This window comes from Rhodococcus sp. IEGM 1341, assembly GCF_030056895.1.
Classification (GTDB): Bacteria; Actinomycetota; Actinomycetes; order Mycobacteriales; family Mycobacteriaceae; genus Rhodococcoides.
This window is the reverse complement of the sequence record NZ_JASHKV010000002.1, coordinates 121828-144215: the sequence shown is the minus strand read 5'-3', so window position 1 is coordinate 144215 and position 22388 is coordinate 121828. Positions and strand designations below refer to the sequence as shown.

Below are 22388 nucleotides of genomic sequence, written 5' to 3'. Positions count from 1 at the left end.
TCCGATTCGAGTGGAATGTCCAGATTCTACCGGCTGCCGTTGTCCAATTCTCGCGTCCGGGCGGGATGCCCGATCAGAACAGCGTCGGGACCGCGTCGTCGGACGTGGGCCGTGTCACCGGTGCCTGAGAGGCAGGGGCAGCAGCCACCGGAGCCGGTGTTGTCGCTACCGGTGCCGGCGTACCGGCGGCGGCCACGGCGCGTGCGGCCTCACCGGCCAAGGCGTCGGCCGCTTCGTTGAAGTGATTGCCGACGTGTCCGCGGACCCACCGGAACCGGACCGGACCCTCACGTTCGGTGATGGCTCGCTCGATGCTCTGCACCAGCTCCAGGTTGCGCACCGGAGTACCGCCCGCTGTTTTCCAGCCCTTGCGCTTCCAGCCCGCGAGCCATTCCGACGCGCACTTGATCGCGTACTGCGAGTCGGATTCGATCAACAGCGGCTCGGGGCCCGGGTGCGCCAGAACCGCCTCCAGCAGGGCCCTGAGCTCGGCAACCTGGTTGGTGCCCGAGGGCTCACCGCCGGAGTTGCTCGGCCCCGTGTGGTTGACCCACGCCCACCCGATTGCTCCGCCGGGGTTACGCAGACACGAGCCGTCCGTACTCACGATGATCACGGTCTCAGACCCTACTTCGGGGCACCGACAAACTCCGGGTGACTCGCGCACGAACACCGAGGTACTTGGCACTCGACTGCGCGGCAGTGCGAATTCGATTCCGGCGCACTGCCAACCGGGTCAGGCGTAGTGGGACTCCCTGGCCTTCCTGCCGTCGAGGGTGAGCAGCACGAACGCCACCGCCGCGAGCGCTGCGACGAGCGCGGAGAACACCAGTCCCGCAGTCACCAATCCCCATTCGTTCGCCGCAGCCCCGGCCCCGATGACCGGCAACGAGATGGCGACGTACAGCACCACGAAGAACGTCGAGGTCACTTCTGCTCGACGTTCCGGCGGAAGCCCAGCGGCGATGGCCGCCATACCGTTGCTGAACGTCACGCCCTGCCCGACGCCGCACAGCAGCGCCGCGATCACCAGGACCGGCAGCGACGTCAGGAGCAGCGACAGCGCCAGGACCACCAGCCCGATCGTCAGAACGAAGCAACCCCAGCGCTGCGCCGACGTCGGATCGGCCCGGCCCAGCAGGATCTGCGCGGTCGCGGATGCCGCGAAGACCGCGAACACCACGACACCGGTGACGGCATGGTTGTCGATCTGCAGCACCCCCGCGATGAATCCCGGTGATACCGCGGTGAACAGGCCGAGCACTGCGAAACCGGCGAAACCACCGATCGACGCGCGCAGAAAAGTGCCACGAACGTCCGCCGGTACGGACAGTCGTTGCATCTGCGGGCGCGCCCCCGCTGCGACCCGAACGGTTTCGGGAGCGAGAAACACCGCCAGAGCGGCCACCGCGAGCAGGCCGATGTCGACGAAGAAGGTCAGGCGTAGCGGTTGCGGAAGGTATTCGGCCAGCAACCCGGCCACCAGCGGACCCAGGCCGAGGCCGCCGATATTGGCCGCCGTGGCGATCGCCGGGGCACGATCCCGCCACTTGTCCGGCACCAGTTCGATCAGGGTCACCGTCGCGGTTCCGACGAAAATTCCAGCCGACAATCCGGACAGCACCCGCCCGATCACCAGCGCCGTGAGCGAGCCCGCAGTCACGAACACCACGGCACTGATCAGACCGAACCCGATGCCCGCCAACAGCATCGGACGACGACCGAGCGAATCCGACCACCGCCCGAAAGCCAGCAGGGCGGCGAGTACACCGACCGCGTACGCCGCGAACACCAGCGTGACGACGAATACGGAGAACCCGAACTCGACCTCGTACAACGCGTAGAGCGGCGTCGGCATGGTCGTACCCATCATCGCCACGACGAACGCGTACGCGACTCCGACGAACGATGCGGCACTCGATCGAGCCACGAAAATCCTCCTGACGCTGTAGACCTGGCCAGAGGCGGCGAGAGACTCCGTGCGGCACTCCTGCGCTCCGCGAGGCACTATGTATCTTGCCGTCGACGTTGCAACAGTGTCGACCGACGCCCTGACGGGGACCCACTCGGTCCGCATGGCCACGACCGTTCGGAGGTGACGAACCGATGCCCGACGACGCCGGTACCGACGGGATCGCGCGCCTGGTCACGTCCGAGCAGCGCATCGACGTCCGGATGTCGGTGTCGCCGTTGCGCCGTGGCGGCGGTGATCCCACCTACGAGTCGACGCCGGACGGCGGGATCTGGCGCACGTCGAGGATGAGTTCGGGCCCGGTGACCTACCGCCTGACACAGGTGTCGCCGACGAGCGCGCAGGTTCGAGCCTGGGGCCCCGGCGCACCCGAACTGTTGGACGCGGCACCCGCTCTGCTGGGGTTGGACGACGACGCCGGCACCTTCGCACCGGAGCATCCGATTCTCCGGGAAGCCCATCGGCAGCTACCGCACCTGCGACTGGGTCGAACCGGACTGGTACTCGAGGCCCTGATTCCGGCGATCATCGAACAACGCGTACACGGAATTTCGGCATTCGGATCGTGGCGGTACCTGGTGAGCAAGTTCGGCGACAAGGCACCGGGTCCGACGCCCAAGCCGATGTTCGTCTTCCCCACACCCGACGTGTGGCGCCGCATTCCGTCGTGGGACTACCACCGAGCCAACGTCGACCCGGCCCGATCCAAGACCATCGTCCGCGCTGCCTGCGCGGCCGGACGCCTGGAGGAGGCGTCGGGAATGACGCCCGAGGACGCTGCGCGCAGGCTGCGAGCCATCCCGGGCGTCGGTGTCTGGACGGCGGCCGAGACCGCGCAACGCGCCCTCGGGGATCCCGACGCATTGTCGGTGGGCGACTACCACCTGGCGTCGGTGGTGGGCTGGTCACTGCTGGGTAGACCGATCGACGACGCGGAGATGGTCGAGTATCTGCAGCCCCTGGCCCCGCATCGGCATCGCGCGATTCGGCTGCTGTACCTGAGCGGCAAGGCCACCAAGCCCAAATTCGGTCCGCGAACCGCTCTGGTGGACCACACGTGGCATTGAGCCCCGAACTGCTCGTACAGTCGAGTTGTACGCCAACGTAAGGGGTTTGTCCGTGGTTGCCATCGGCCGTTCCGATCTCGACATCTTTCCGCTCGCCCTCGGCGGGAACACCTTCGGCTGGACCAGCGACGAGGCTGCGTCCTTCGAGATTCTCGATGCGTTCACCGCGGGCGGAGGCAACTTCGTCGACACCGCGGATTCGTACTCGGCATTCGCCGACGGCAACTCCGGCGGCGAATCCGAAACCATCATCGGCAACTGGACCAGAGCCCGCGGAAACCGGGACGACGTCGTCATCGCCACCAAGGTCAGCCAGCATCCCGAGTTCCGCGGACTGGCCGCGGACAACATCCGGGCTGCCGCCGACGCGTCGCTGAGCCGGCTGCAGACCGACCACATCGACGTCTACTACGCGCACTACGACGACGAGAAGACCCCACTCGTGGAGTCCCTCGCCGCGTTCGACGGGTTGGTCGAAGCAGGCAAGGTCCGGCACGTCGCAATCTCGAACTACTCGCCTGCACGCGTTCGCGAGTGGCTGGAACTGACGAAGGAGAACGGTTTCGCTCCGCCGATCGCACTGCAGCCGCACTACAACCTCGTGGCCCGTCGCGATTACGAGGGCGAGCTGCAGAACCTGGCCGTCGAGAACGACCTCGGTGTGTTCCCGTACTTCTCCCTCGCCGCCGGGTTCCTGACGGGCAAGTACCGCACCCGCGAGGACTTGGCCGGCAAGCAGCGAGAACGACTGACCACCGGATACTTCTCCGATGCCGGTCTGGACGTGGTGCAGGGTCTGCGCGAGATCGCCGAATCCCGTGCGGCAGAGATCTCGAGCGTCGCGCTGGCCTGGCTGCTGGCCCGACCGGGAGTCACCGCCCCGATCGCGAGTGCGAGCAAGATATCTCAGCTACCGGCCCTGCTCGATGCGCCGGCGTTGGCTCTGACCAGCCAGGAAGTCGAGAAGCTGACGGTACTGTCCGATGCCGTGGCCTAGAACACGAAAGTTGTAGTCAGCAACGGGAACAGAACGAGTACCCCGGTTGCTGAACCTCGGGTGGCCCTAGCACCGAACACGTCAGCAACCGAGACAGCCGTAGCCGAAGCACAGGCAACGAAGACGTCCCCCGAGCCGACCTCCAAGGAACGCCTGCGGGTGATCCTGGTGCTCGGCGCGCTCATCGCGCTCGGCCCCTTGACCATCGACATGTATCTGCCGGCTCTTCCGGCGATCGCCGACGACCTGAACACGTCCTCGTCCGCCGTGCAGCTCACCCTCGCAGGCACCCTGGTCGGCCTTGCCCTCGGTCAGCTGATCATCGGGCCGCTGTCGGACATCGTCGGTCGACGGCTGCCACTCATCGTCGGCACCGGAGTGCACATCCTGGCCTCCGTGGCATGCATCGTGGCTCCCAACATCGCTGTTCTCGGTGGCCTTCGCGTCGTACAGGGTCTGGGTGCTGCGGCCGCAGCCGTGGTCGCGATGGCCATCGTGCGCGACCTGTTCAGCGGCCGCGCCGCCGCGACCGTCCTGTCCCGCCTGATGCTGGTCATGGGCGTCGCTCCCGTGCTGGCTCCGTCGCTGGGCGGTGGCGTGCTGCTGGTCGGATCGTGGCGTCTCGTGTTCGCGGCGCTGGCGATCATGGGTGTCGCTCTGATGACTCTTGCCATCGTCTCGCTCCGCGAAACGCTGCCACCCGAGCGTCGCCGCGCCAGCGGCGTCATGCCGGTACTGCGTACCTACCGTTCACTGCTGCGGGACGCCCAGTTCGTCGTTCTCGTCCTCGTCGCCGCACTGGCGATGGCCTCGCTGTTCGCGTACATCGCCGGGTCGTCGTTCGTCCTGCAGGAGGAGTTCGGCCTCGACGAGCAGCAGTTCGCGATCGTCTTCGCCGCCGGTGCCATCTCGCTCATCGGGGCTTCGCAGCTCAACGTCCTTCTGCTCGGACGCTTCGCACCGGTGCAGATCGTGCTGACGGCGCTGTCCTTCGCCGTGTTCGCGGGTGCTGTCATGACGGTCCTGGCGATCACCGGGGTCGGCGGCATGGCCGGATTCGTCGTCCCTCTGTGGTTCGTGCTCGGGGCCGTCGGATTCGTGATGCCCAACGCGCCCGCGCTCGCACTGTCCAGGCACGGTGAGGCAGCAGGCGGTGCCGCTGCCCTCCTCGGAGCAGCTCAGTTCGGACTCGGTGCCATCGTCGCGCCGATCGTCGGCGTGCTCGGAAACGACGCGATCGCTGTGGCCACCACGATGGTCGTGACCTCTGCTGCAGCGCTGATCGCGCTGGGTGTCATCACCGCGCGCTCGTCTTCCCACCGATGAGCACGGTGGTGCGGGCCACCACACACTAGGGTTTCCGCCATGGCCGAACGCGAACGTGATGCGCACGGTAAACCCCTCAATGCCAGGCCTCGTGACGGTCTTGGGCGTCCCATGGCTCGCGGTGGAAACGGAACCCCACGGGTGCCGGACGACCTTCGGCTTCCGCCCACCGCCGCTCTCGTCGAAGCGCAGAGATTCCTGGACGCGAACATGCCGTTCCATGCGCACGAGGTACTGGAAGGCACCTGGAAGAGCTGCCCGTCCGACGAGCGTCCGTTGTGGCAGGGCCTCGCCCAACTCGCCGTCGGGTTGACCCATCTGATGCGCGGCAATCGCGTCGGCGCCGCCTCGCTGCTTCGGCAGGGACACGACCGGCTCGTCGGCTTCGAGTGCAACCCACCGCATCACCTCGACGTCACCGGGCTGCTGACCTGGTCGGAGGGTCTGCTCGGCGAGCTCGAGACCGGAAGGTTGCCGGTCGCTCCCGGCATTCCGGCGCTGCGCGCCACCGGCTGAACCGATCCCGACAGGGGGCGTCCTGGCGTCCGATCACGGCTTGAGCTAGCCTGGCGAGGGTTAGGTAAGGCTAGGACAATCTGCACCGAAAGTGGGGTTCGTCGCCGTGACCGTGTTCGCACCGCTCAGACTCGTGCACCGCGAGACGATCAGTCCGGCTCAGCTCGGACGCACTCTCTGCACCGAGGTAGCCGAACAGGTTCCGTACTGGGTGGCCGTCCTGACTCCGGCGGAGCGGCCGTTGCTCACCGAACACACCGCAGTCCTCGAACAGACGTCGATGACGTTCACTCTGCCCGACGGCCGACACCACCGCCGCATTCTGCTGCTCGCCGCTCTGGGCTCGGCCGTGTCCACGTGGCAGAGAAACAACCGTCGCGGCTCCTCGGCCGGCGTGCTGGTGGACCTCGACCTCGAGAGCACCGGCGCACTTCACCCGGTCCGGCTTCCCACGCTTCCCGTCGACGCGCTCGCCGTCCCTTCGCACCGTGAGCACCTCGTCGACGAGGTCGCGAGGCGACTCGACTCGGTGCCGAACGGCGGCTGCGACTACGCGCTGGCCCGCAACTATCCCGCGCTGGCCTCGCGCGCAGGAGCACAGATCATCGTGCACGAGGATGCACTGGCAGAGCCCAGTCGCGATCACGCCATCGACATCGGGATCACCGTGACGGGTGCGGGTACCGCACTCGCGCGCATCGCCTGGGCTGCGAATCTGCCGGGCATCGACGAACTGATCCGGCTGTGGGCGTCGGCCGTGAACGACCTCGCTCTCACCACTACAGGCTCTTCAGCAGCCTGACGTCGTCTTCGATCCCCTCGGGCGGAGTCTCCAGGATCACCGGCGCGTCGGCCGCAAGTGCGACGGCGGTCAGAATCTCCGCGTCGACCGTCCCGGTGCCGAGATTGGCGTGCCGGTCCCTGGCCGAGTCGAACTCGTCGCGTGAGTTGTTCAGGTGCACCAGATCGATGCGTCCGGTGATGGCCTTGATCCGGTCGACCACGTCGACCAGATCCTCGCCCCCGGCCCACGCATGACAGGTGTCCAGGCAGAAGCCGGCACCGAATTCACCGATCGCGTCCCACAACCGGGCGATGTCGTCGAAGTGGCGTGCCATCGCGGAGTCTCCGCCTGCGGTGTTCTCGACGAAGATCGGCACGGCGAAGCCGCCCTGCTCCGCTTGGCGCTCGAACAGCTTGCGCCAGTTGTCGATTCCCTTGGCAGTGTCCTCACCCTCACGGACGTGGCCGCCGTGGACGACCAAACCGATGGCCCCGATCTCGGCCGCAGCAGCAGCCTGCTCGACGACGGCCTTGCGCGACGGAATGCGGATCCGATTGTTCAAGCTCGCCACATTGAGGACGTAGGACGAGTGCACCACCACGTCGACCGAGCCGTTCAGCAACGCCTCGCCCTGAGGATGTGGGGAGAGCTTGTTCCACTTCTGCGGATCGGTGAGGAACATCTGGACGAGGTCGACGCCGAGAGCCTCGGCCGTTCCGAGAGGGTCGCTGCTGTCGCGGACGTGGGCTCCGATGCGCATGACGCCCATCATAGGGGTGGTGTTCAGGGTCTCCCCTGATAGCGACGGGCGCGGAACGCTGGAACACTGGCACCCATGAGCGACATTGCCGCACGTGCGGTCGACGTATCGAAGGTCTACGGATCAGGGGACACCCAGGTCCACGCACTGTCCGGGGTGAGCGTCGAATTCGCTCGCGGAGAATTCACCGCCATCATGGGCCCCTCGGGTTCGGGCAAGTCCACGCTCATGCACTGCCTGGCCGGCTTGGACAACGCATCCTCGGGAACGGTGACCATCGGCGACACCGAGTTGACGGCGCTCTCCGACAAGGAGATGACCGGATTGCGAAGGGACCGAATCGGATTCGTGTTCCAGGCCTTCAACCTGGTGCCGACCCTCACCGCGCTGGAGAACATCACCCTGCCCCTCGACATCGCCGGTCGCACGCCGGACAAAGAATGGCTCGACACCGTGGTCGACCGACTCGGCCTGCGCGACCGCCTCGATCACCGCCCCAGCGAACTCTCGGGCGGACAGCAGCAGCGAGTGGCGTGCGCCCGCGCTCTGGCAGGCCGACCCGACATCGTGTTCGGCGACGAGCCCACCGGTAACCTGGACTCCCGCTCGTCCGGCGAGGTGCTGTCGATTCTGCGCACTGCCGCAGACGAATTCGATCAGACCGTCGTCATCGTCACGCACGATCCACGCGCGGCCAGTTACGCCGACCGCGTCGTGTTCCTCGCCGACGGCGCAGTTATCGATCAGCTGAACTCGCCCACGGCCGACGCCGTACTCGAGCGGATGAAGAAACTCGAGACGGTCCGATAATGGCGCACTCCATCGCCAAGAAATCTGTCTCCAACAAACCATCTCGACAAAAGTCGTCGGGCAATCCCATGCGCAAGGTGTCACTGAGAAACCTTGCCGCACACAAGGTTCGACTGGCACTGACCGTGCTGTCCGTCGTGCTCGGCACGGCATTCGTCGCGGGCTCGTTCGTGTTCACCGACACCCTTCAGCGCACCTTCTCCTCTCTGTTCGCCGATACCGCGCAGGGCGCGGATGTTCGAGTGAGCCCCGAGGACGCACGCTCGTCCGGCGTGCCGAACGAGGACATCGCGGCGATCTCGGCGTTGCCGAACGTGCGCGCCGTATCGCCGTACGTCGGCGGACAGTTGGTACTGCTGGGGTCCGACGGTGCCGCCGTACAGTCCGGTGGCGCACCGACCATCGGCGAGTCGTATCTCCCCGACGACCAACGACTCGGTGATCCGACCACCTTCGTCGACGGTTCGGCTCCCACCGCTCCCGGTCAGGTCGCGATCAACGCCGGTGGTGCCGAGCGCGCCGGACTGAAGGTGGGCGACGCCACCCAGGTCCTCGTGCCGTCCAAGGGCATCACCGACATCACGATCACCGGAATCTATTCGACAGCAACAGAATCCGGTGGATACATCGGGATCCAGTTCGTGCAGAGCCAGGCGAACGAGCTGTTCACCGACGGTGCCCACGTGCAGTACATCGACGTCGCAGGCAACGATCTCTCCGCGCAAGGGCTGACTCAGGGCGATCTTCGCGACGAGATCGCCGCGGCGTTCCCCGACCTGAAGGTCCAGACCGCCGCGGACGTACAGGCCGAGACTCAGGCCGAGGTCGAGTCGGCACTGTCGTTCATCAACTACTTCCTGCTGGCCTTCGGTGGGATCGCCCTGCTGGTCGGCACCTTCATCATCTACAACACGTTCTCGATGATCGTCGCTCAGCGCGTCCGCGAATTGGCACTGCTGCGCGCCGTCGGAGCCAGCCGCGGGCAGGTCAGCCGATCGGTCGTTCTCGAAGCTCTCGTTGTCGGCGTCATCGGCAGCATCCTCGGCTTCGTCGGCGGGGTAGGGCTGGCCTACGGGCTACGGGCACTGCTCAACGCCTTCGATCTGGGTCTGCCGTCGGGACCGTTGGCACTCGAGCCGCGCACCGTTGTCGTCGCGTTCGCCGTCGGCATCGTCGTCACCGTGCTGAGCGCGTACGCGCCGGCCCGGCGGGCAGCCAAGATTCCACCGGTCGCCGCGATGCGCGAGGAGTTCGCCTCTGCGGGTGACACCCTGCGTACCCGAACGTTCGTGGGCGTCGGCCTCGGAATCGCGGGCGCGGCCGCGTTGATCATCGGCGCGCAGTCGACCGGCGGGGCGGCCGCTGCCACGGTCGGCGCGGGAGCCGTCGCGCTGATCGTCGCCACCGCACTGGCCGCGCCGTCGCTGTCACGGCCGGTCGTCGGCGCACTCGGGGCCGTCATCACCCGTCCGTTCGGAGCGATCGGGCGACTGGCCAGGACCAATTCGGTTCGCAACCCAAGACGCACCGCGGCCACCGCCTTCGCCCTGATGCTCGGACTCATGCTCGTCACCGTTATCGGCGTGCTCGGATCCACCGCCAAGGCCAGCGTCGACTCACTCGTCGACACCGGGGTCGAGGCGGACTACATCCTCTCCGGCCCGCAGTCGATCGGCGTTCCGACCGGTGCCACCACGGCCGCGCAGCAGGTGACCGGCGTGGACCGTACTGCGGTGCTGCACCCGGTGTTCGTGACGATCGCAGGCCAGGAGGAGTTCGGCGCCGCGATCGACGGCTCCCCCGAGGGACTGCTCGAGCTGTCGATGGTCCAGGGCACGGCAGATCTGAACAGCAACGGGTTCTCGGTGTCGGAAACCGAAGCGGCGAGCCGCGGCTGGACCGTCGGAACCGAGGTCACCTTCGACACCGTCGACGGTGCGTCCGTCCCGGTGACGGTCACCGGGGTCTTCACCGACAATCCGCTGATCGGGAACTGGATAGTCTCGGGCGACATCTACCAGGAGGTGACGCCGTCGATCACCCGCTCGGACCTTCTGGTTCTCGTCAAGGCCGTACCCGGCAGCGACCTCGACACACTGCGCACCGACCTCGAAGCCGCGACCAAACCGTTCGTCGTCGTCCAGGTTCAAGACGTGGAGGAGTTCAAGGGTAGCCAGGGACAGCAGATCGACACGCTGCTCGCGGTGTTGTACGGCTTGCTGGCATTGGCCGTCGTCATCGCTGTGCTCGGCATCGTCAACACGCTGGCCTTGTCGGTGGTGGAGCGGCGTCGGGAGATCGGCATGCTGCGCGCGATAGGCATGCAGCGGCCGCAGGTCCGTCGCATCATCTATCTCGAGTCGCTGCTCATCGCGCTGTTCGGCGCGATCGTGGGCGTGGTCCTCGGAATCGCGTTCGGGTGGGGATTCGTGCAGACCCTGCGCGACGAGGGCCTGGGCACCATGACCGTGCCGTGGGGCCAGGTGGTGGCGATGCTGCTCGGATCGGCCGTTGTCGGTGTGTTGGCGGCACTGTGGCCTGCTGTGCGAGCCGCGCGTACGAAGCCGTTGGAGGCCATCGCGGACCTGTAGGGCCGAGCCCGAAACAGACCGGGCATTCCGCAACGTCACCCGATTGTTGTGGAATGTCCGGTTTTCCGCTTGCGCGAAAAGGTTCTGCACGTTTACCTTTGAGTCGGTAAAACAGTCTTCGAGCCGGTTTGTAGGTTTCAAACCGACTCCGACATCACGGGTCGGGCTCGTGCAAGGAGAATCATGTCGATTCAGGACATCGATGCGCCGACCCGTCTTTCACTGGCCCCACTGTGCCGGCCGGAACGCCGCGACACCCTGATGGCCCGCTACCGCGAGGTGGCTCACGCGCTGCCCGACGCCGTCGCACTCGATGTCGACGGCTCGTCCCTGACCTTCGACGAGCTCCTCCATCGCGCCTACTCTCTGGCTCGTAAGATCGCCACGCTCTTTCCTGCCGATTCTCGGCCGCTCGCCGTGGACACCGACGCGACGACGGACTCGATCGTGCTGATGCTGGCCGTCGTCGCTGCAGGTCATCCCCTGGTGCCGCTCGACCCCATGCTTCCCGCCGAGCGCCGCGCCACGATCATCGACCAAGCAGGTGCGACGGCGATCGACTCCACCACCGTCGCCGCCGCCATGGACTCGTGTGTGCCGCTGCCGACGCTGTTGGGCGACCACACCGCGGTGATCAACTACACCTCGGGATCCACCGGCACCGCCAAGGGCGTGATCCTCAGTCACCGCATGTGTCTGACCAAGGCATACGAAGTCGCCAGCGCGTTGGCGTTGGGCCCACACGACCGCGTGGGAAACTCGCTTCCGGTCAGCTTCGGTGCCGGCTTGAACACGTTGTTCGCGGGGTTGCTCAGCGGTGCCGCCGTGCACTGCCGCGACCCGAGGGCAGGTGTGCCCAGCAGCACCGTCGAGTGGACAGCCGCGCATTCCCTGACCACGCTGCACTGCTCGTCGTCGCTGCTGCGCGCAGTCGCCGCGGCCGATCACGGACCCACCGGGCGGGCCGTACCCACGCTGCGGGTGGTCATCACATACGGGGAATCCCTGCACGCCGACGATGCCGACGGTTTTCGGCGGCGATTCGACAGCCGCGCCACGGTGGTCAACTGGTACGCGACCACCGAGGCCGGTGCCGTCGCCTACAGCGAATACCCGATCGAACGAGCGCTGCCGTCGGGCTTTCTCCCTGCGGGCAGACCCATCGCAGGCAAGCTGGTCGAAGTCGTGACCTCCGACGGTTCGTCGTGTGCACCGGACGTGATCGGCGAGATACGGGTGACGTCGAACTGTTTGGCCGACGGCTACCTCGGCGGTGCCGGTCGGGATTCCCAGCGATTCGCCGCGCTCGGCGACGGTCTGTTCCGGTACCGCACCGGCGATCTGGGACGACTCGACGAACACGGGACGCTGCACCTGGCCGGCCGCATCGACGACGCCGTCAAGGTGCGCGGATACCTGGTGGAGCCGGCCGAGGTCGAGGCAGCACTGCGCGCCATGCCGGAGATCGGCGACGCAGCGGTGATCGGCAGGACTTCCGGCACCGATACCGACCTGGTTGCCTACGTGTGCTCGGCGCGTTCCGGTCGTCGACCCTCCGTGGGCGAGATCAGAGCGTCGCTGCGCCGGACGCTGCCGGAGTGGATGGTGCCCACCCACATCGTCGCGCTCGACGCGATGCCGCGCAACGAACGCGGCAAGCTCGACCGCGGCGCGCTGCCCGAGCCGGCCGATCGACGCGTCGAGCGCACCGCGGTCGGCCCGACCGAGTACATCGTGGCCGAGGCTGCGCGCACCGCGATCGGGCTGGACACCATCGGACGGGACGAGGATTTCCTGGCGCTGGGCGGAAACTCGCTGACCACCACGGCCATGCTGGCCCAACTCCGCGAGAACCTGAAGATCGATCTGACACCGGAGGACGTGTTCGCGGCGACCACTGTTCGAGAGTTGGCCGTGACAGTCGACGCCCGCCTCGAAGACGCGGCAACGGCGCGTCGACGCACTGCTGGCGAACACGATGTGCTCGTGCCGCTGCGCACAGAGGGAAGCAAGGCCCCGATCTTCCTGATCGGCGGTGCAGGTGTCGGTGCGATGGCATTTCTGAATCTCGTCAAGCACATCGACGCCGACCGGCCGGTGTACGCCCTGCAGGCGCATGGCCGCGGCAAGCGCGGACGACCGGACCGGACCATCCGGCGAACTGCGAAACGCTACGTCGACGCCGTTCGCACGGTCCAGCCGGACGGCCCGTTCCACCTGGTCGGCCATTCGCTCGGCGGCTGGATAGCCATCGCGATGGCGGAGGAGATCCGAGACTCCGGCCTGGGGTCTCCCCACCTGCTGCTCCTCGACACGCGGCTGTTTCGGCACCTGCTGGACAGGTTGCCCGGCGGTACCGAGGTTCCGGCTGCCCCGCCGGCTCAGACGCGTGAAGAGGCGGGCTTCCACCTCGGCCGGATCGGCACCGCGGCCCTCTGGTTGCGTATGCAGTGCGCCGGATTGCTGCGGTACCCGACGACGATGGAGTGGTTGGTCTTCGCAAGTATCGGGTACGTGGCGTTGAACAAGCATGTGCCGACACCGTGGTCGGGTTCGATGACCGTGGTTCGCACAGCGGAGAACGTGAAAGATCTCCGGTCGTGGCAGACGGTCGGCCGTGGTGAGCTGACCTTCGTCGACATCTCCGGAGATCACGTCGACATGTTGCGTGAACCGATGGCCGAGCACTTGGCCGAGACGATCGCGAACACCTTCGACGAAGCGGGCGTCGCGCGCTGATCGACGGTCTGTCGTTGTGTGGGCTCAGCTTGTACGTTTGTGCCAACGGCTCACCGAGCCACGCGCCGATCCGGGCATCACACGACGAGGAGGTCGACCATGAGTTCATCGTACGAATTGCAGTCGGTAGAACTACACAAGGACGTCCTGCGATACGTGGACATGGGCGACGGCCCACCCGTGATTCTGGTGCACGGCCTGCTCGGATCGCATCGGTCCTGGGGTCCGCAGCTCGAGCGTCTGTCGCAGAAGTATCGGGTCATCGCTCCGGACCTGTTCGGGCACGGAGACTCCGACAAGCCGTCCGGCGACTACTCGCTGAGTTCGCACGCGGCCACCATTCGCGATCTCATGGATCACCTGAATATCGACTCCGCACCGATGGTCGGTCATTCTCTCGGCGGCGGCATCGTCATGCAGCTGACGTATCTCTTTCCCGAGCGAGTCGATCGCCTCGCGCTGGTCAGCAGTGGCGGCCTCGGTCCGGAGGTGAGCCTGGTGCTCAAGGCAGCGACGCTGCCCGGCAGTGAGCTGGTGTTGCCACTGCTCGCATCGGACTGGTTCCGTAGGAATACCGAAAGCGCGCTGGCGCAATTGGGCAAATGGGGTCTGCCGGTCAAGCCCGGTCCCAGCATGGCCGAGACCTGGAGGTCGTTCCGGTCGGTCGCAGACCGCTCCACCCGTGGAGCGTTCCTGGCGTCGACGCGGGCCGTGGTGGGCCCGCGGGGGCAGACCGTGAGCGCGAAGCAACATTTCGAAAAGTTCGAGTCGATTCCGTCGCTGCTGGTCTGGGGCGGCAAGGACCGGATGATTCCCGCCAAGCACGCCGACAACATTCGACGTGAAGTTCCCAACAGTCGCGTCGAGATCTTTCCCGACGCCGGCCATTTTCCCCAGCTCGACGAGCCGGACTTCTTCTTCCGCTTGCTCGACGAGTTCCTCGGTGCCAACGAGTCCGACAAGAGCGCGCCTGCGGCCATCACCCCGGCGGCTGTTCCGTTGCAGCACCCGTGAGCGTGACCCCGATGTTCCCGCTCGGCAGCGTGCTGCTCCCCGGTGAACGCCTACCACTGCACATCTTCGAGCCGCGCTACCGAGCTCTGGTCCACGACTGCCTGAAGCAGGACGATCCGAGCTTCGGTGTGGTCCTCATCGCGCGTGGGCACGAGGCCGGTGGCGGCGACGTCCGGCACGATGTGGCCACGACGGCACACATCATCGGTCACGAGTCCATCGGCGACGGCCGGTATCTGCTCGAATGCGTCGGCGGCGAACGGATCAGGATCGACGCCTGGCTGCCGGACGATCCGTACCCACAGGCCGACGTTCGAGCGTGGCCGGACGAAGAGACCGATGCGGTGATCGCCGACACCGAGTTCGACGCCACTTGGGCGCGGGTCGAGGATCTCTACGAGCTGATCGGTCGACTCGAATCGTCGGAAGTCGTTTCCACGCCCGGTGTTCCGGATTTCCTGGGCCTGCCGATCTCGGCCGCCGAGAAGATCTGGTCGCTGGCGGCACTGATTCCGATGGGTCAGTCCGATCGACTCGACATCCTGTCTGCACCGAACGCCAGAGCGCGCAAGACCGCACTCGACGACGCCATCGAGAACGTCACGGCGGTCGTGCAGTTCAGACTGCAACCCTGATACCGACGAGACAAGTCAGGCCCGACATCATCGATGTCGGGCCTGACTTGTGTAGTAGCGGGGACAGGATTTGAACCTGCGACCTCTGGGTTATGAGCCCAGCGAGCTACCGAGCTGCTCCACCCCGCGTCGGGTGTTCACCACGCTACATGCCATCTCGGCAGTCTCCCAATCGCCAGGTCAGCCGCACGCTCTACCGTTCAGGTATGCCCAACGCGCCGTCTCCAGTCCTGACCTTTCCGCACGCCGCCGTCGCGCAGATCACGCTGAGCAACCCGCCGGTCAACGCGCTGACCCGTCCGGCGACGCGGCGACTGCGCGCCGTCCTTCTCGAGTTGGCCGACGACGCCGCGATTCGGGCGGTCGTTCTCACCGGCGACCGGGTGTTCAGCGCCGGCTCGGACATTTCCGAGATGCCCGAGATGCAGGACCGCGGTGACGTGCTCGCCCGCAAGAGCATTCTCGAGAACGCGACCCTCGAGATGCTCGACGATCTGCCGCTGCCGACGGTCGCGGCAATCCACGGATTCGCGTTGGGCGGCGGCCTCGAGTTGGCGCTGTGCTGCGACCTCGTCGTCGCCGACGCGGGGGCTCGACTCGGACTCCCGGAAATCGACCTCGGTGTGATCCCCAGCAGCGGCGGGTCGATGCGCGCGCTGCGGCGGGTGGGTCAGGCGCGTGCCGCCGAACTGGTGTTGCTCGGCGAGCCGATCTCGGCCGAGACTGCACTGGAGTGGGGTCTGATCAATCGGGTCGCTCCACGCGGGCAGTCGTTGTCGGTGGCACTGGGCTTGGCGCAGACGCTGGCGCACAAGTCCCGTTCTGCTGTTCGAGCGAACAAGCGTGCCCTCGCTCTCACGTTCGGCGAGTCCCCTGGCCTACCGGCGCAACGGGCATTGCCGGTGTTCGAGGAGGCGTTCGAGTCGGCGGACGGCAGGGAGGGCGTGCGCGCCTTTCTCGCCAAGGAGTCACCCGAGTTCGGATAGGCGACGCTTGACCAGAATCGTTGCGCCGGTGACGATCTCCCATCCGATGATGGTGTAGACCGAGATGCGCTCGAAGGTTCCGCCGCCGAGGATTCCGGTATCGGCGAGAAACAGGGTCAGCCCCACCAGACCGGCCACTCCGGCAGTCGCACTGCCCACGGTGTACCAGCGCGGCGCGCCGACGCGGCCGCCGTACCGACCTGCCGCCAGCAACACCAGATTGCCGCCGACGATAGCCATGCCTGCACCCACCGCATGGGGCGTCGAAGCCCCGTCCACCGAGGCGTGGGCGAGCCCGACGACGATGCTGCCGACACCGTGCACAACGGAGGTGCCGGCGACGATCCACCGCGCCCGGCCCTCGAAGAGCACGGACAGTCCAAGCCCCGCCAGGACGAAGAACGTGCCGTCGACGACGAAGCCGGTGTTCATCACCGCGTGCAGCGGCGAGATGTCGGGGATTCCGAGATCGCTGATGTTGTTGCGGGCGTAGCTGTACGGCCGGTCCGTCCAACCGAGTGCGGCGACGGCTTCGGCGGCCAGATAGGTCACTCCACCGACGAGGAAGGCCCCGGCGGCCAGGACGGTCGTTCTCTTCACAGCTGCACGTCCACTCCCGGAGCCCCGATGGGTCATTTCGCAGGCTCCACTCCCGGAGCCCCGATACACCTGGCGTGTACCGATTGGTACAGTACCGGCTCATGAGCGATCGCCACGACGTGGTGCCGATACTCGCAGGGGTGTTCCGCGACCACGGGTTCGACGGTTCCTCCCTCGCGGTCATCAGCAAACAGACCGGCCTGGGGAAAGGCAGTCTCTACCACTACTTTCCGCGTGGAAAGCAGGAGATGGCCGAGGCCGTCCTCGACGACGTGGAGCAGTGGTTCCACCACAACGTGTTCGAGCCGTTGCGACACGGCACCGATGCCGCGTCGACGACGCACGAGATGTTCGAGCAGACCGCGCGATACTTCCGGTCCAATCGTCTGGTGTGCCTGTTCGGCGCATTCACACTCGGTCTCGAACGTGCTGTGTTCTCGGGCCGCGTCGCAGCCCATTTCACCCACTGGATCGACGCGCTCACCCCGGTACTGAGCCGCCTGGGACACGGCGAATCGGCAGCCGAACTGGCCGAGGAGATCGTGGCCGGAATTCAGGGCGCACTGGTGCTCTCACGCGCCTCGGACGATGCGACGCGGTTCGATCGACTGTTGACGCGCCTGGAAGCCTCGGCGGCGCGCGTGCCGGTGGGGGTGCACGTATGAATCCCAAGCCCGCACCCCAGCTGAAGACGTTCGGAATACGAGAACTGCTGCGACTCATCGTCATCGGCACGGTATTGGCGTACTTCCAAGTCGTCGCGATCGGCCGCTGGGTGCGCGCGCCACGGCGCGGGTGGCCGCTGCACGCCTCGGAGGCCGTCGTCGACGCCTTCTTCGTTCTCGGCCCCACCTTCGTCAAGGTCGGGCAGCTGATGGGATCCTCGCCCGGGCTGTTTCCCAAGGTCCTCGCCGACACCTGCCTGCGCTGCCTCGACGAAGTGCCACCGTTTCCCGGGTCGCAGGCACGAGCGGTGATCGAGGCCGATCTGGGCCGCGGAATCGACGACCTGTTCTCCTCGTTCGACGACGTGCCGCTCTCGTCCGCCTCGGTCGCTCAGGTGCATCTGTGCGTGCGCCGTGACGACGGCCGCGAAGTGGTCATGAAGGTACAGCGGCGAGGCATCTATCACCGCATGAAGATCGACCTTCGTATCGCGTACCTCATCGCCCGCGGACTCGAGAAGTTCATTCCGTTCTTCGCCACGGCCAACGCGTCGGCGATCATCGTCGACCTGCACGCCGCCACCTTCGCCGAACTCGACAGCGCCGTGGAAGCGAAGCGTCAGGCCAGCTTTCGCGCGGCCATCGGCGCGTTCGGCGACAACGCCCACGTCACCGCGCCCGAGGTGTTCCTGGACTACTGCGGCGGCCGCGTCATCTGTATGGAACGCATGCACGGCTCCCCACTCGACCGCTACGAGCCAGGGGAGCAGTCCGAGCTCATCGTCCGCCGCGCCGCCAAGGTCTGGATGGAAGCCCTTGTGCTGCACGGTCTCTTCCACGGCGACGTGCATGCGGGCAACGTGTGGGTGCTCGACGACGGCAGGGTGGCATTCCTCGACTTCGGAGTCATGGGCGAGGTGGACGAGCAGTGGCGCGCACTGCTGCTCGATCTGTTTCACGCCACCGTGATCGACGGCGACTTCACCCGACTGGCCGGTACCGTCAAGCGGCTGGGAATCGTTGCCCCGCAGATGGGTTCGGACGCCGAGGTCGGGGCGATCCTGCAGTCGGTGTTCGCTCCGATGCTCTCGGCAACGCTCGCGCACTTCAGCCTGGCCGACTTCATTCGAGCGCTGGTGAACATGGGCAAGCAGTACAAGACGTCGAGCCCGGAGGAATTGATCCTGGTGGCCAAGCAACTCGGCTACTTCGAGAGATACGCCATCGAACTGGCCCCGAACTGGGCCCTGGGTACCGACCCGTTCGTGTTCAAGAACGTCTTTCCCGCCGAGATCGCGGCACTGGCCGAGGCGAGGGGTGTCGAGCTACCGGAATGAGCCGGCAGCTCGACCCAGCATCACCGAGTGAAGTCGAGCACCACTTTGCCTGCCGCAGTGCGGTTTTCCAGCGAGGCAATGGCAGCAGCAGCATCGGAAGCCGGGAACACCGACGGCTCCGGCGCACCGAGCGATCCATCGGCGAGGAGCGGTTCGATCTCGGCCCACTGAGTGGCGAGGTAACCCGGGCGCGTCATCCACCAGGCACCCCAACCGACGCCGACGACGTCGACGTTGTTGAGCAGCAGTCGATTGACCTTGACCGTCGGGATCTCACCACCGGTGAAGCCCAGCACCAGGATTCGGCCCGAGGGTGCGAGCGAGCGAATGCTGTCGGTGAACCGGTCACCACCCACCGGATCGACGACGACGTCGACGCCACGGCCGCCGGTCAGTTCCTTCACCGCGTCCTTCCAGCCGTCGACGAGAACGACGTCGGTGGCTCCGGCGGATCGTGCGATGTCGGCCTTGGCCTCCGAGCTCACCACAGCAATCACCCGAGATGCCCCGAGTACCGGAGCCATTCGCAGCGCGGAGGTTCCGATGCCCCCTGCTGCGCCGTGCACCAGAACCGTCTCGCCCGGTGCCAACCGGCCACGTTCCCGGAGCGCGAAGTGCACCGTCAGATCGTTGAACAACAACCCAGCCCCTGCGGAGAGCGACACCGACTCCGGCAGCGCGAACACCGTGTCCGGGGATACGACGGCGACCTCGGCCATACCGTCGCTCAGTCCTGTCAAGGCCGCTACTCGATCACCTGCGGAGAAGCCGGACTCCGGCGGAGCCGACCGAACGATGCCGGCGATCTCGCTGCCGGGGACGAACGGCAACTCGGGCTTGTACTGGTAGAGCCCGCGAGTGAGCAACGCATCGGGAAAAGCGACCCCGGCGGCATGGACCTCGATGACCACCGACCCGTCGCGCGCAGCAGGCTCGTCGATGTCCACCACACTCACCGAGTCGGGTCCGTCGAGGCTGGAGATCTGTACCGCGCGCATGAGTTGTCCTCTCGGTCGGGATCGTTCCCTGCACGCCACCGTACAAAACTGCAGCAATCACCGTCGCTACCGGCATCCACTCCTGCCTGCTGGGTCGTTCCGCAGGCTCCACTCCTGGTGGTGTGCTCCAATCGAAGGATGAACACCACTCCCCTCACCGTCGTCCGTCCCGACGGGGATGCCCGCGGCGGCGTCATCGTCATCCAGGAAGCCTTCGGCGTCACCGATCACATCGTCGACGTCTGCAACCGCCTCGCCGCCGCCGGTTGGGTCGCGGTCGCACCGCACCTGTTCCACCGGCAGGAGGGTGTGACCGTGTTGTCGTACTCGGACATGGATTCCGCGATGGCGGCAATCGGGCGGCTGCAGGCGGACGAGGTGGACTCCGACGTGGACGCGGCGGCGAGTGCGCTCGCCGAGCTCGGATTCGAGCCCTCGTCCATCGCGATCGTCGGCTTCTGCATGGGCGGCACCGTCGCGTTCCACACCGCTGTTCGACGGCAACTCGGTGCGGCAGCGACGTTCTACGGCGGCGGAATCGCCAAGGGCCGCTTCGGTTACCCCGCAATGGCGTCGGTGGGCGACGCACTGCAGACGCCCTGGCACGGATTCTTCGGGGATCTGGACGAGGGCATCCCCGTTCAGGAAGTCGAGACGCTGCGCGAGATCACCGCGACGGCGCCGGTCGACACGGAGATCACCCGCTACGAGCACGGCAAGCACGGATTCCACTGCAACGACCGCCCCGCCGTGTTCGACGCCGACGCCGCCGCCGACGCCTGGGGCAAGACGCTCGAGTGGTTCGACGCCCATGTCGCGCGCTGAGCCGCCCCGCTCCGGCGCCGAACTCGCAGACGAGACCGAAGGCATCGTCGCTTTCTGGACCGAACTGTCGCTGCCGGGACTGTTCGACGTCCACACGCACTTCATGCCGAAGAACGTGATGGACAAGGTGTGGAGTTACTTCGACAGCGCCGGGCCGCTGACCGGCAGCGTCTGGCCCATCTCCTACCGGTTCGCCGAAGAGCAACGGCTCGAGGTCATTCGGGGGTTCGGAGTCCGGCACTTCACGTCGATGATCTACCCGCACAAGCCGGCGATGGCAGCCTGGCTCAATTCCTGGGCAGCAGATTTCGCGGCGCGCACCCCCGACTGCCTGCACACCGCCACCTTCTACCCCGAGGACGGTGCCACCGAGTACGTCGAGCAGGCGTTGACGAGCGGTGCCCGAATCTTCAAGTCGCACATTCAGGTCGGGAACTATTCACCGAACGATCCCCTGCTCGACGGCGTCTGGGGCGCACTCTCGGACGCGCAGGCACCCGTGGTGATCCACTGCGGATCCGGTCCGGCACCCGGCACCCATACCGGCCCGGAGCCGATTGCGGCACTGCTGCAACGGTTTCCCGAGCTCCCGTTGATCATCGCGCACATGGGGATGCCGGAGTACGGCGACTTCCTCGATCTGGCCGATCGCTACCGGAACGTGCGGCTGGACACCACGATGTCGTTCACCGACTTCTCCGAGGCGAGCGCACCGTTTCCGAAACACGAACTGCCCCGGCTGGTCGACCTGCAGGATCGCATTCTGTTCGGCAGCGACTATCCGAACATCCCGTACCCGTATCTGCATGCCCTGCAGGCGGTGCGCCGACTGGACCTGGGAGACGACTGGGTTCGTGCAGTGTGCTGGGGGAACGGAGCCGCGCTGTTCGGCTAGAGAGGTTCTCTAGACCCAGAACTCGGCAATACGCTCGGCGATGGCATTGCCCTGCGCTCGTCCGGCGACGGCCGCAGCCGATCGGACCGCGATGTCGGTGGCATCGGGGCCGATCGCGGCCGCCGAATCTGCATCGGGGGCAATCACTTCCACCTTCGAGCCACCCTTGATCAGCCGCTCACGTTCGATGTCGAACGGATCGTGCTCCAGGTCGAGTGCTCCGACCCTGAACACCAGTACCTTCTCGAAACCGACTGCCAGATCCGCATTTTCGCTGGCGCGGATACCACCGTCGACGTAACGATGATCACCGATCGTCACCGGCGGCCACATTCCCGGGATGGCGCAGCTCGCGGCCACCGCATCGACCAACTGAACGCCCGAGCCACGATCGAGAACCCGATGCCGACCGCTCACCGCGTCGACCGTGACGATACGCAAATCGCGGTTCGGCCAGGAGTGCGACGGTAACCGTCGTTCGATGATGGCCCTGCGCTCACGCTCGCTGATCGTCGAGGCCGACAGCGCCTCGGTGCCGATACGCCTGCGCGTGTCGATGGCACTGCCGTCGGAGTTCTGGGCAGCCCGAGCCAACATGGAGACCAGCTCGTCGATGGTCGAGTCGGCATGCGGTTCGTGGTCCTGCTTCGCTTCGTCTGCCTGCCGCGCGAACAGCTCGGTCAAGGCGGCTCCGCTCGAGATCTGGGCTGCGACCGAGGACCCGGCCGAGGTCCCCAACAACATCTCGGCGTCGCTGACGTCGGCTCCGGCTTCTGCCAATCCCAGTAGGACACCCGTCTGCCACGCAATACCTGCGACTCCGCCGCCGCCCAATACGAGTGCTCGCCTGGTCATGGTCGTACCCCTTCTT

21 protein-coding genes and 1 tRNA gene are annotated in these 22388 nt (G+C 66.4%); 15 read left to right on the top strand and 7 right to left on the bottom strand.

The genetic code is table 11. The annotated features are described in order from the left end of the window. Window positions 1-73: 73 nt before the first annotated feature. Entirely contained in the window at window positions 74-616 is a 543-nt protein-coding gene (locus QM615_RS07845) for a ribonuclease H family protein (protein ID WP_283347227.1), read from the bottom strand. Window positions 617-736: 120 nt separating this feature from the next. After that, window positions 737-1930 carry an MFS transporter gene (locus tag QM615_RS07840; protein WP_283347226.1) on the bottom strand — a complete coding sequence of 398 codons (1194 nt, stop codon included), beginning with the start codon at window positions 1928-1930 and terminating at the stop codon, window positions 737-739. Between the two features lie 176 nt (window positions 1931-2106). Here QM615_RS07840 and QM615_RS07835 point away from each other — a divergent pair, with 176 nt between their 5' ends. From QM615_RS07835 to QM615_RS07815, 5 genes are all read left to right on the top strand, one after another. Continuing rightward, window positions 2107-3039 carry a DNA-3-methyladenine glycosylase family protein gene (locus QM615_RS07835; RefSeq protein WP_283347225.1) on the top strand — a complete coding sequence of 311 codons (933 nt, stop codon included), beginning with the start codon at window positions 2107-2109 and terminating at the stop codon, window positions 3037-3039. A 52-nt stretch (window positions 3040-3091) separates the two neighbouring features. After that, window positions 3092-4036 (top strand): aldo/keto reductase, encoded by a 945-nt coding sequence (locus QM615_RS07830; protein ID WP_283347282.1) that lies wholly within the window; start codon window positions 3092-3094, stop codon window positions 4034-4036. A gap of 60 nt (window positions 4037-4096) precedes the next feature. Beyond that, on the top strand, window positions 4097-5362 hold the full coding sequence (locus tag QM615_RS07825) for a multidrug effflux MFS transporter (protein WP_394855441.1): 1266 nt from the start codon (window positions 4097-4099) through the stop codon (window positions 5360-5362). Window positions 5363-5401: 39 nt separating this feature from the next. Continuing rightward, window positions 5402-5878, top strand: a complete 477-nt coding sequence (locus QM615_RS07820; RefSeq protein ID WP_149406849.1) for a DUF309 domain-containing protein — start codon at window positions 5402-5404, stop codon at window positions 5876-5878. 106 nt (window positions 5879-5984) lie between these two features. Further along, complete coding sequence (locus QM615_RS07815) at window positions 5985-6680, top strand: condensation domain-containing protein (protein ID WP_149406848.1); 696 nt, start codon at window positions 5985-5987, stop codon at window positions 6678-6680. On the opposite strand, the gene QM615_RS07810 is transcribed toward QM615_RS07815, so the two are convergent. Continuing rightward, window positions 6658-7422, bottom strand: coding sequence for a deoxyribonuclease IV (locus tag QM615_RS07810; RefSeq protein WP_283347224.1), 765 nt, complete (start codon window positions 7420-7422; stop codon window positions 6658-6660). The genes QM615_RS07815 and QM615_RS07810 overlap by 23 nt on opposite strands. A gap of 75 nt (window positions 7423-7497) precedes the next feature. On the opposite strand from QM615_RS07810, the gene QM615_RS07805 reads away from it, so the two are divergent. From QM615_RS07805 to QM615_RS07785, 5 genes are all read left to right on the top strand, one after another. Next, window positions 7498-8232 carry an ABC transporter ATP-binding protein gene (locus QM615_RS07805; RefSeq protein ID WP_068048639.1) on the top strand — a complete coding sequence of 245 codons (735 nt, stop codon included), beginning with the start codon at window positions 7498-7500 and terminating at the stop codon, window positions 8230-8232. Window positions 8233-8300: 68 nt separating this feature from the next. After that, entirely contained in the window at window positions 8301-10823 is a 2523-nt protein-coding gene (locus QM615_RS07800; RefSeq protein ID WP_283347223.1) for an ABC transporter permease, read from the top strand. Between the two features lie 183 nt (window positions 10824-11006). Beyond that, complete coding sequence (locus tag QM615_RS07795) at window positions 11007-13562, top strand: alpha/beta fold hydrolase (RefSeq protein ID WP_283347222.1); 2556 nt, start codon at window positions 11007-11009, stop codon at window positions 13560-13562. Window positions 13563-13661: 99 nt separating this feature from the next. Beyond that, entirely contained in the window at window positions 13662-14576 is a 915-nt protein-coding gene (locus QM615_RS07790) for an alpha/beta fold hydrolase (RefSeq protein ID WP_149406843.1), read from the top strand. Beyond that, window positions 14573-15211, top strand: a complete 639-nt coding sequence (locus QM615_RS07785) for an LON peptidase substrate-binding domain-containing protein (protein ID WP_149406842.1) — start codon at window positions 14573-14575, stop codon at window positions 15209-15211. Before QM615_RS07790 ends, QM615_RS07785 begins: the two co-directional genes overlap by 4 nt. Before the next feature lie 55 nt (window positions 15212-15266). Here QM615_RS07785 and QM615_RS07780 read toward each other — a convergent pair. Then, window positions 15267-15340, bottom strand: a tRNA-Met gene (locus QM615_RS07780). Between the two features lie 77 nt (window positions 15341-15417). Here QM615_RS07780 and QM615_RS07775 point away from each other — a divergent pair. Then, entirely contained in the window at window positions 15418-16197 is a 780-nt protein-coding gene (locus QM615_RS07775; protein WP_283347221.1) for an enoyl-CoA hydratase/isomerase family protein, read from the top strand. Here the strand turns inward: QM615_RS07775 and QM615_RS07770 are convergent. Further along, on the bottom strand, window positions 16180-16797 hold the full coding sequence (locus tag QM615_RS07770; protein WP_188078732.1) for a DUF998 domain-containing protein: 618 nt from the start codon (window positions 16795-16797) through the stop codon (window positions 16180-16182). The genes QM615_RS07775 and QM615_RS07770 overlap by 18 nt on opposite strands. A 101-nt stretch (window positions 16798-16898) precedes the next feature. Between QM615_RS07770 and QM615_RS07765 the strand changes: the two genes are divergently transcribed. Together QM615_RS07765 and QM615_RS07760 are read left to right on the top strand one after the other, a co-directional pair. Then, the gene (locus QM615_RS07765; protein WP_283347220.1) at window positions 16899-17462 is read left to right on the top strand and encodes a TetR/AcrR family transcriptional regulator; all 564 of its coding nucleotides are present in this window, start codon (window positions 16899-16901) and stop codon (window positions 17460-17462) included. Next, a complete protein-coding gene (locus tag QM615_RS07760; protein WP_283347219.1) occupies window positions 17459-18799 on the top strand; it encodes an ABC1 kinase family protein in 1341 nt (446 codons plus the stop codon). The genes QM615_RS07765 and QM615_RS07760 overlap by 4 nt, the downstream gene beginning before the upstream one ends. A 20-nt stretch (window positions 18800-18819) precedes the next feature. On the opposite strand, the gene QM615_RS07755 is transcribed toward QM615_RS07760, so the two are convergent. Continuing rightward, window positions 18820-19797: an NADPH:quinone oxidoreductase family protein gene (locus QM615_RS07755; protein ID WP_283347218.1), complete on the bottom strand. Its 978-nt coding sequence runs from the start codon at window positions 19795-19797 to the stop codon at window positions 18820-18822. A 138-nt stretch (window positions 19798-19935) separates the two neighbouring features. Here QM615_RS07755 and QM615_RS07750 point away from each other — a divergent pair, with 138 nt between their 5' ends. Together QM615_RS07750 and QM615_RS07745 are read left to right on the top strand one after the other, a co-directional pair. Continuing rightward, on the top strand, window positions 19936-20622 hold the full coding sequence (locus QM615_RS07750) for a dienelactone hydrolase family protein (protein ID WP_283347217.1): 687 nt from the start codon (window positions 19936-19938) through the stop codon (window positions 20620-20622). After that, a complete protein-coding gene (locus tag QM615_RS07745; RefSeq protein WP_283347216.1) occupies window positions 20609-21517 on the top strand; it encodes an amidohydrolase family protein in 909 nt (302 codons plus the stop codon). Before QM615_RS07750 ends, QM615_RS07745 begins: the two co-directional genes overlap by 14 nt. Window positions 21518-21526: 9 nt before the next feature. Here QM615_RS07745 and QM615_RS07740 read toward each other — a convergent pair whose 3' ends face one another. After that, window positions 21527-22372 (bottom strand): patatin-like phospholipase family protein, encoded by an 846-nt coding sequence (locus QM615_RS07740; RefSeq protein ID WP_269595660.1) that lies wholly within the window; start codon window positions 22370-22372, stop codon window positions 21527-21529. Window positions 22373-22388: the final 16 nt, after the last annotated feature.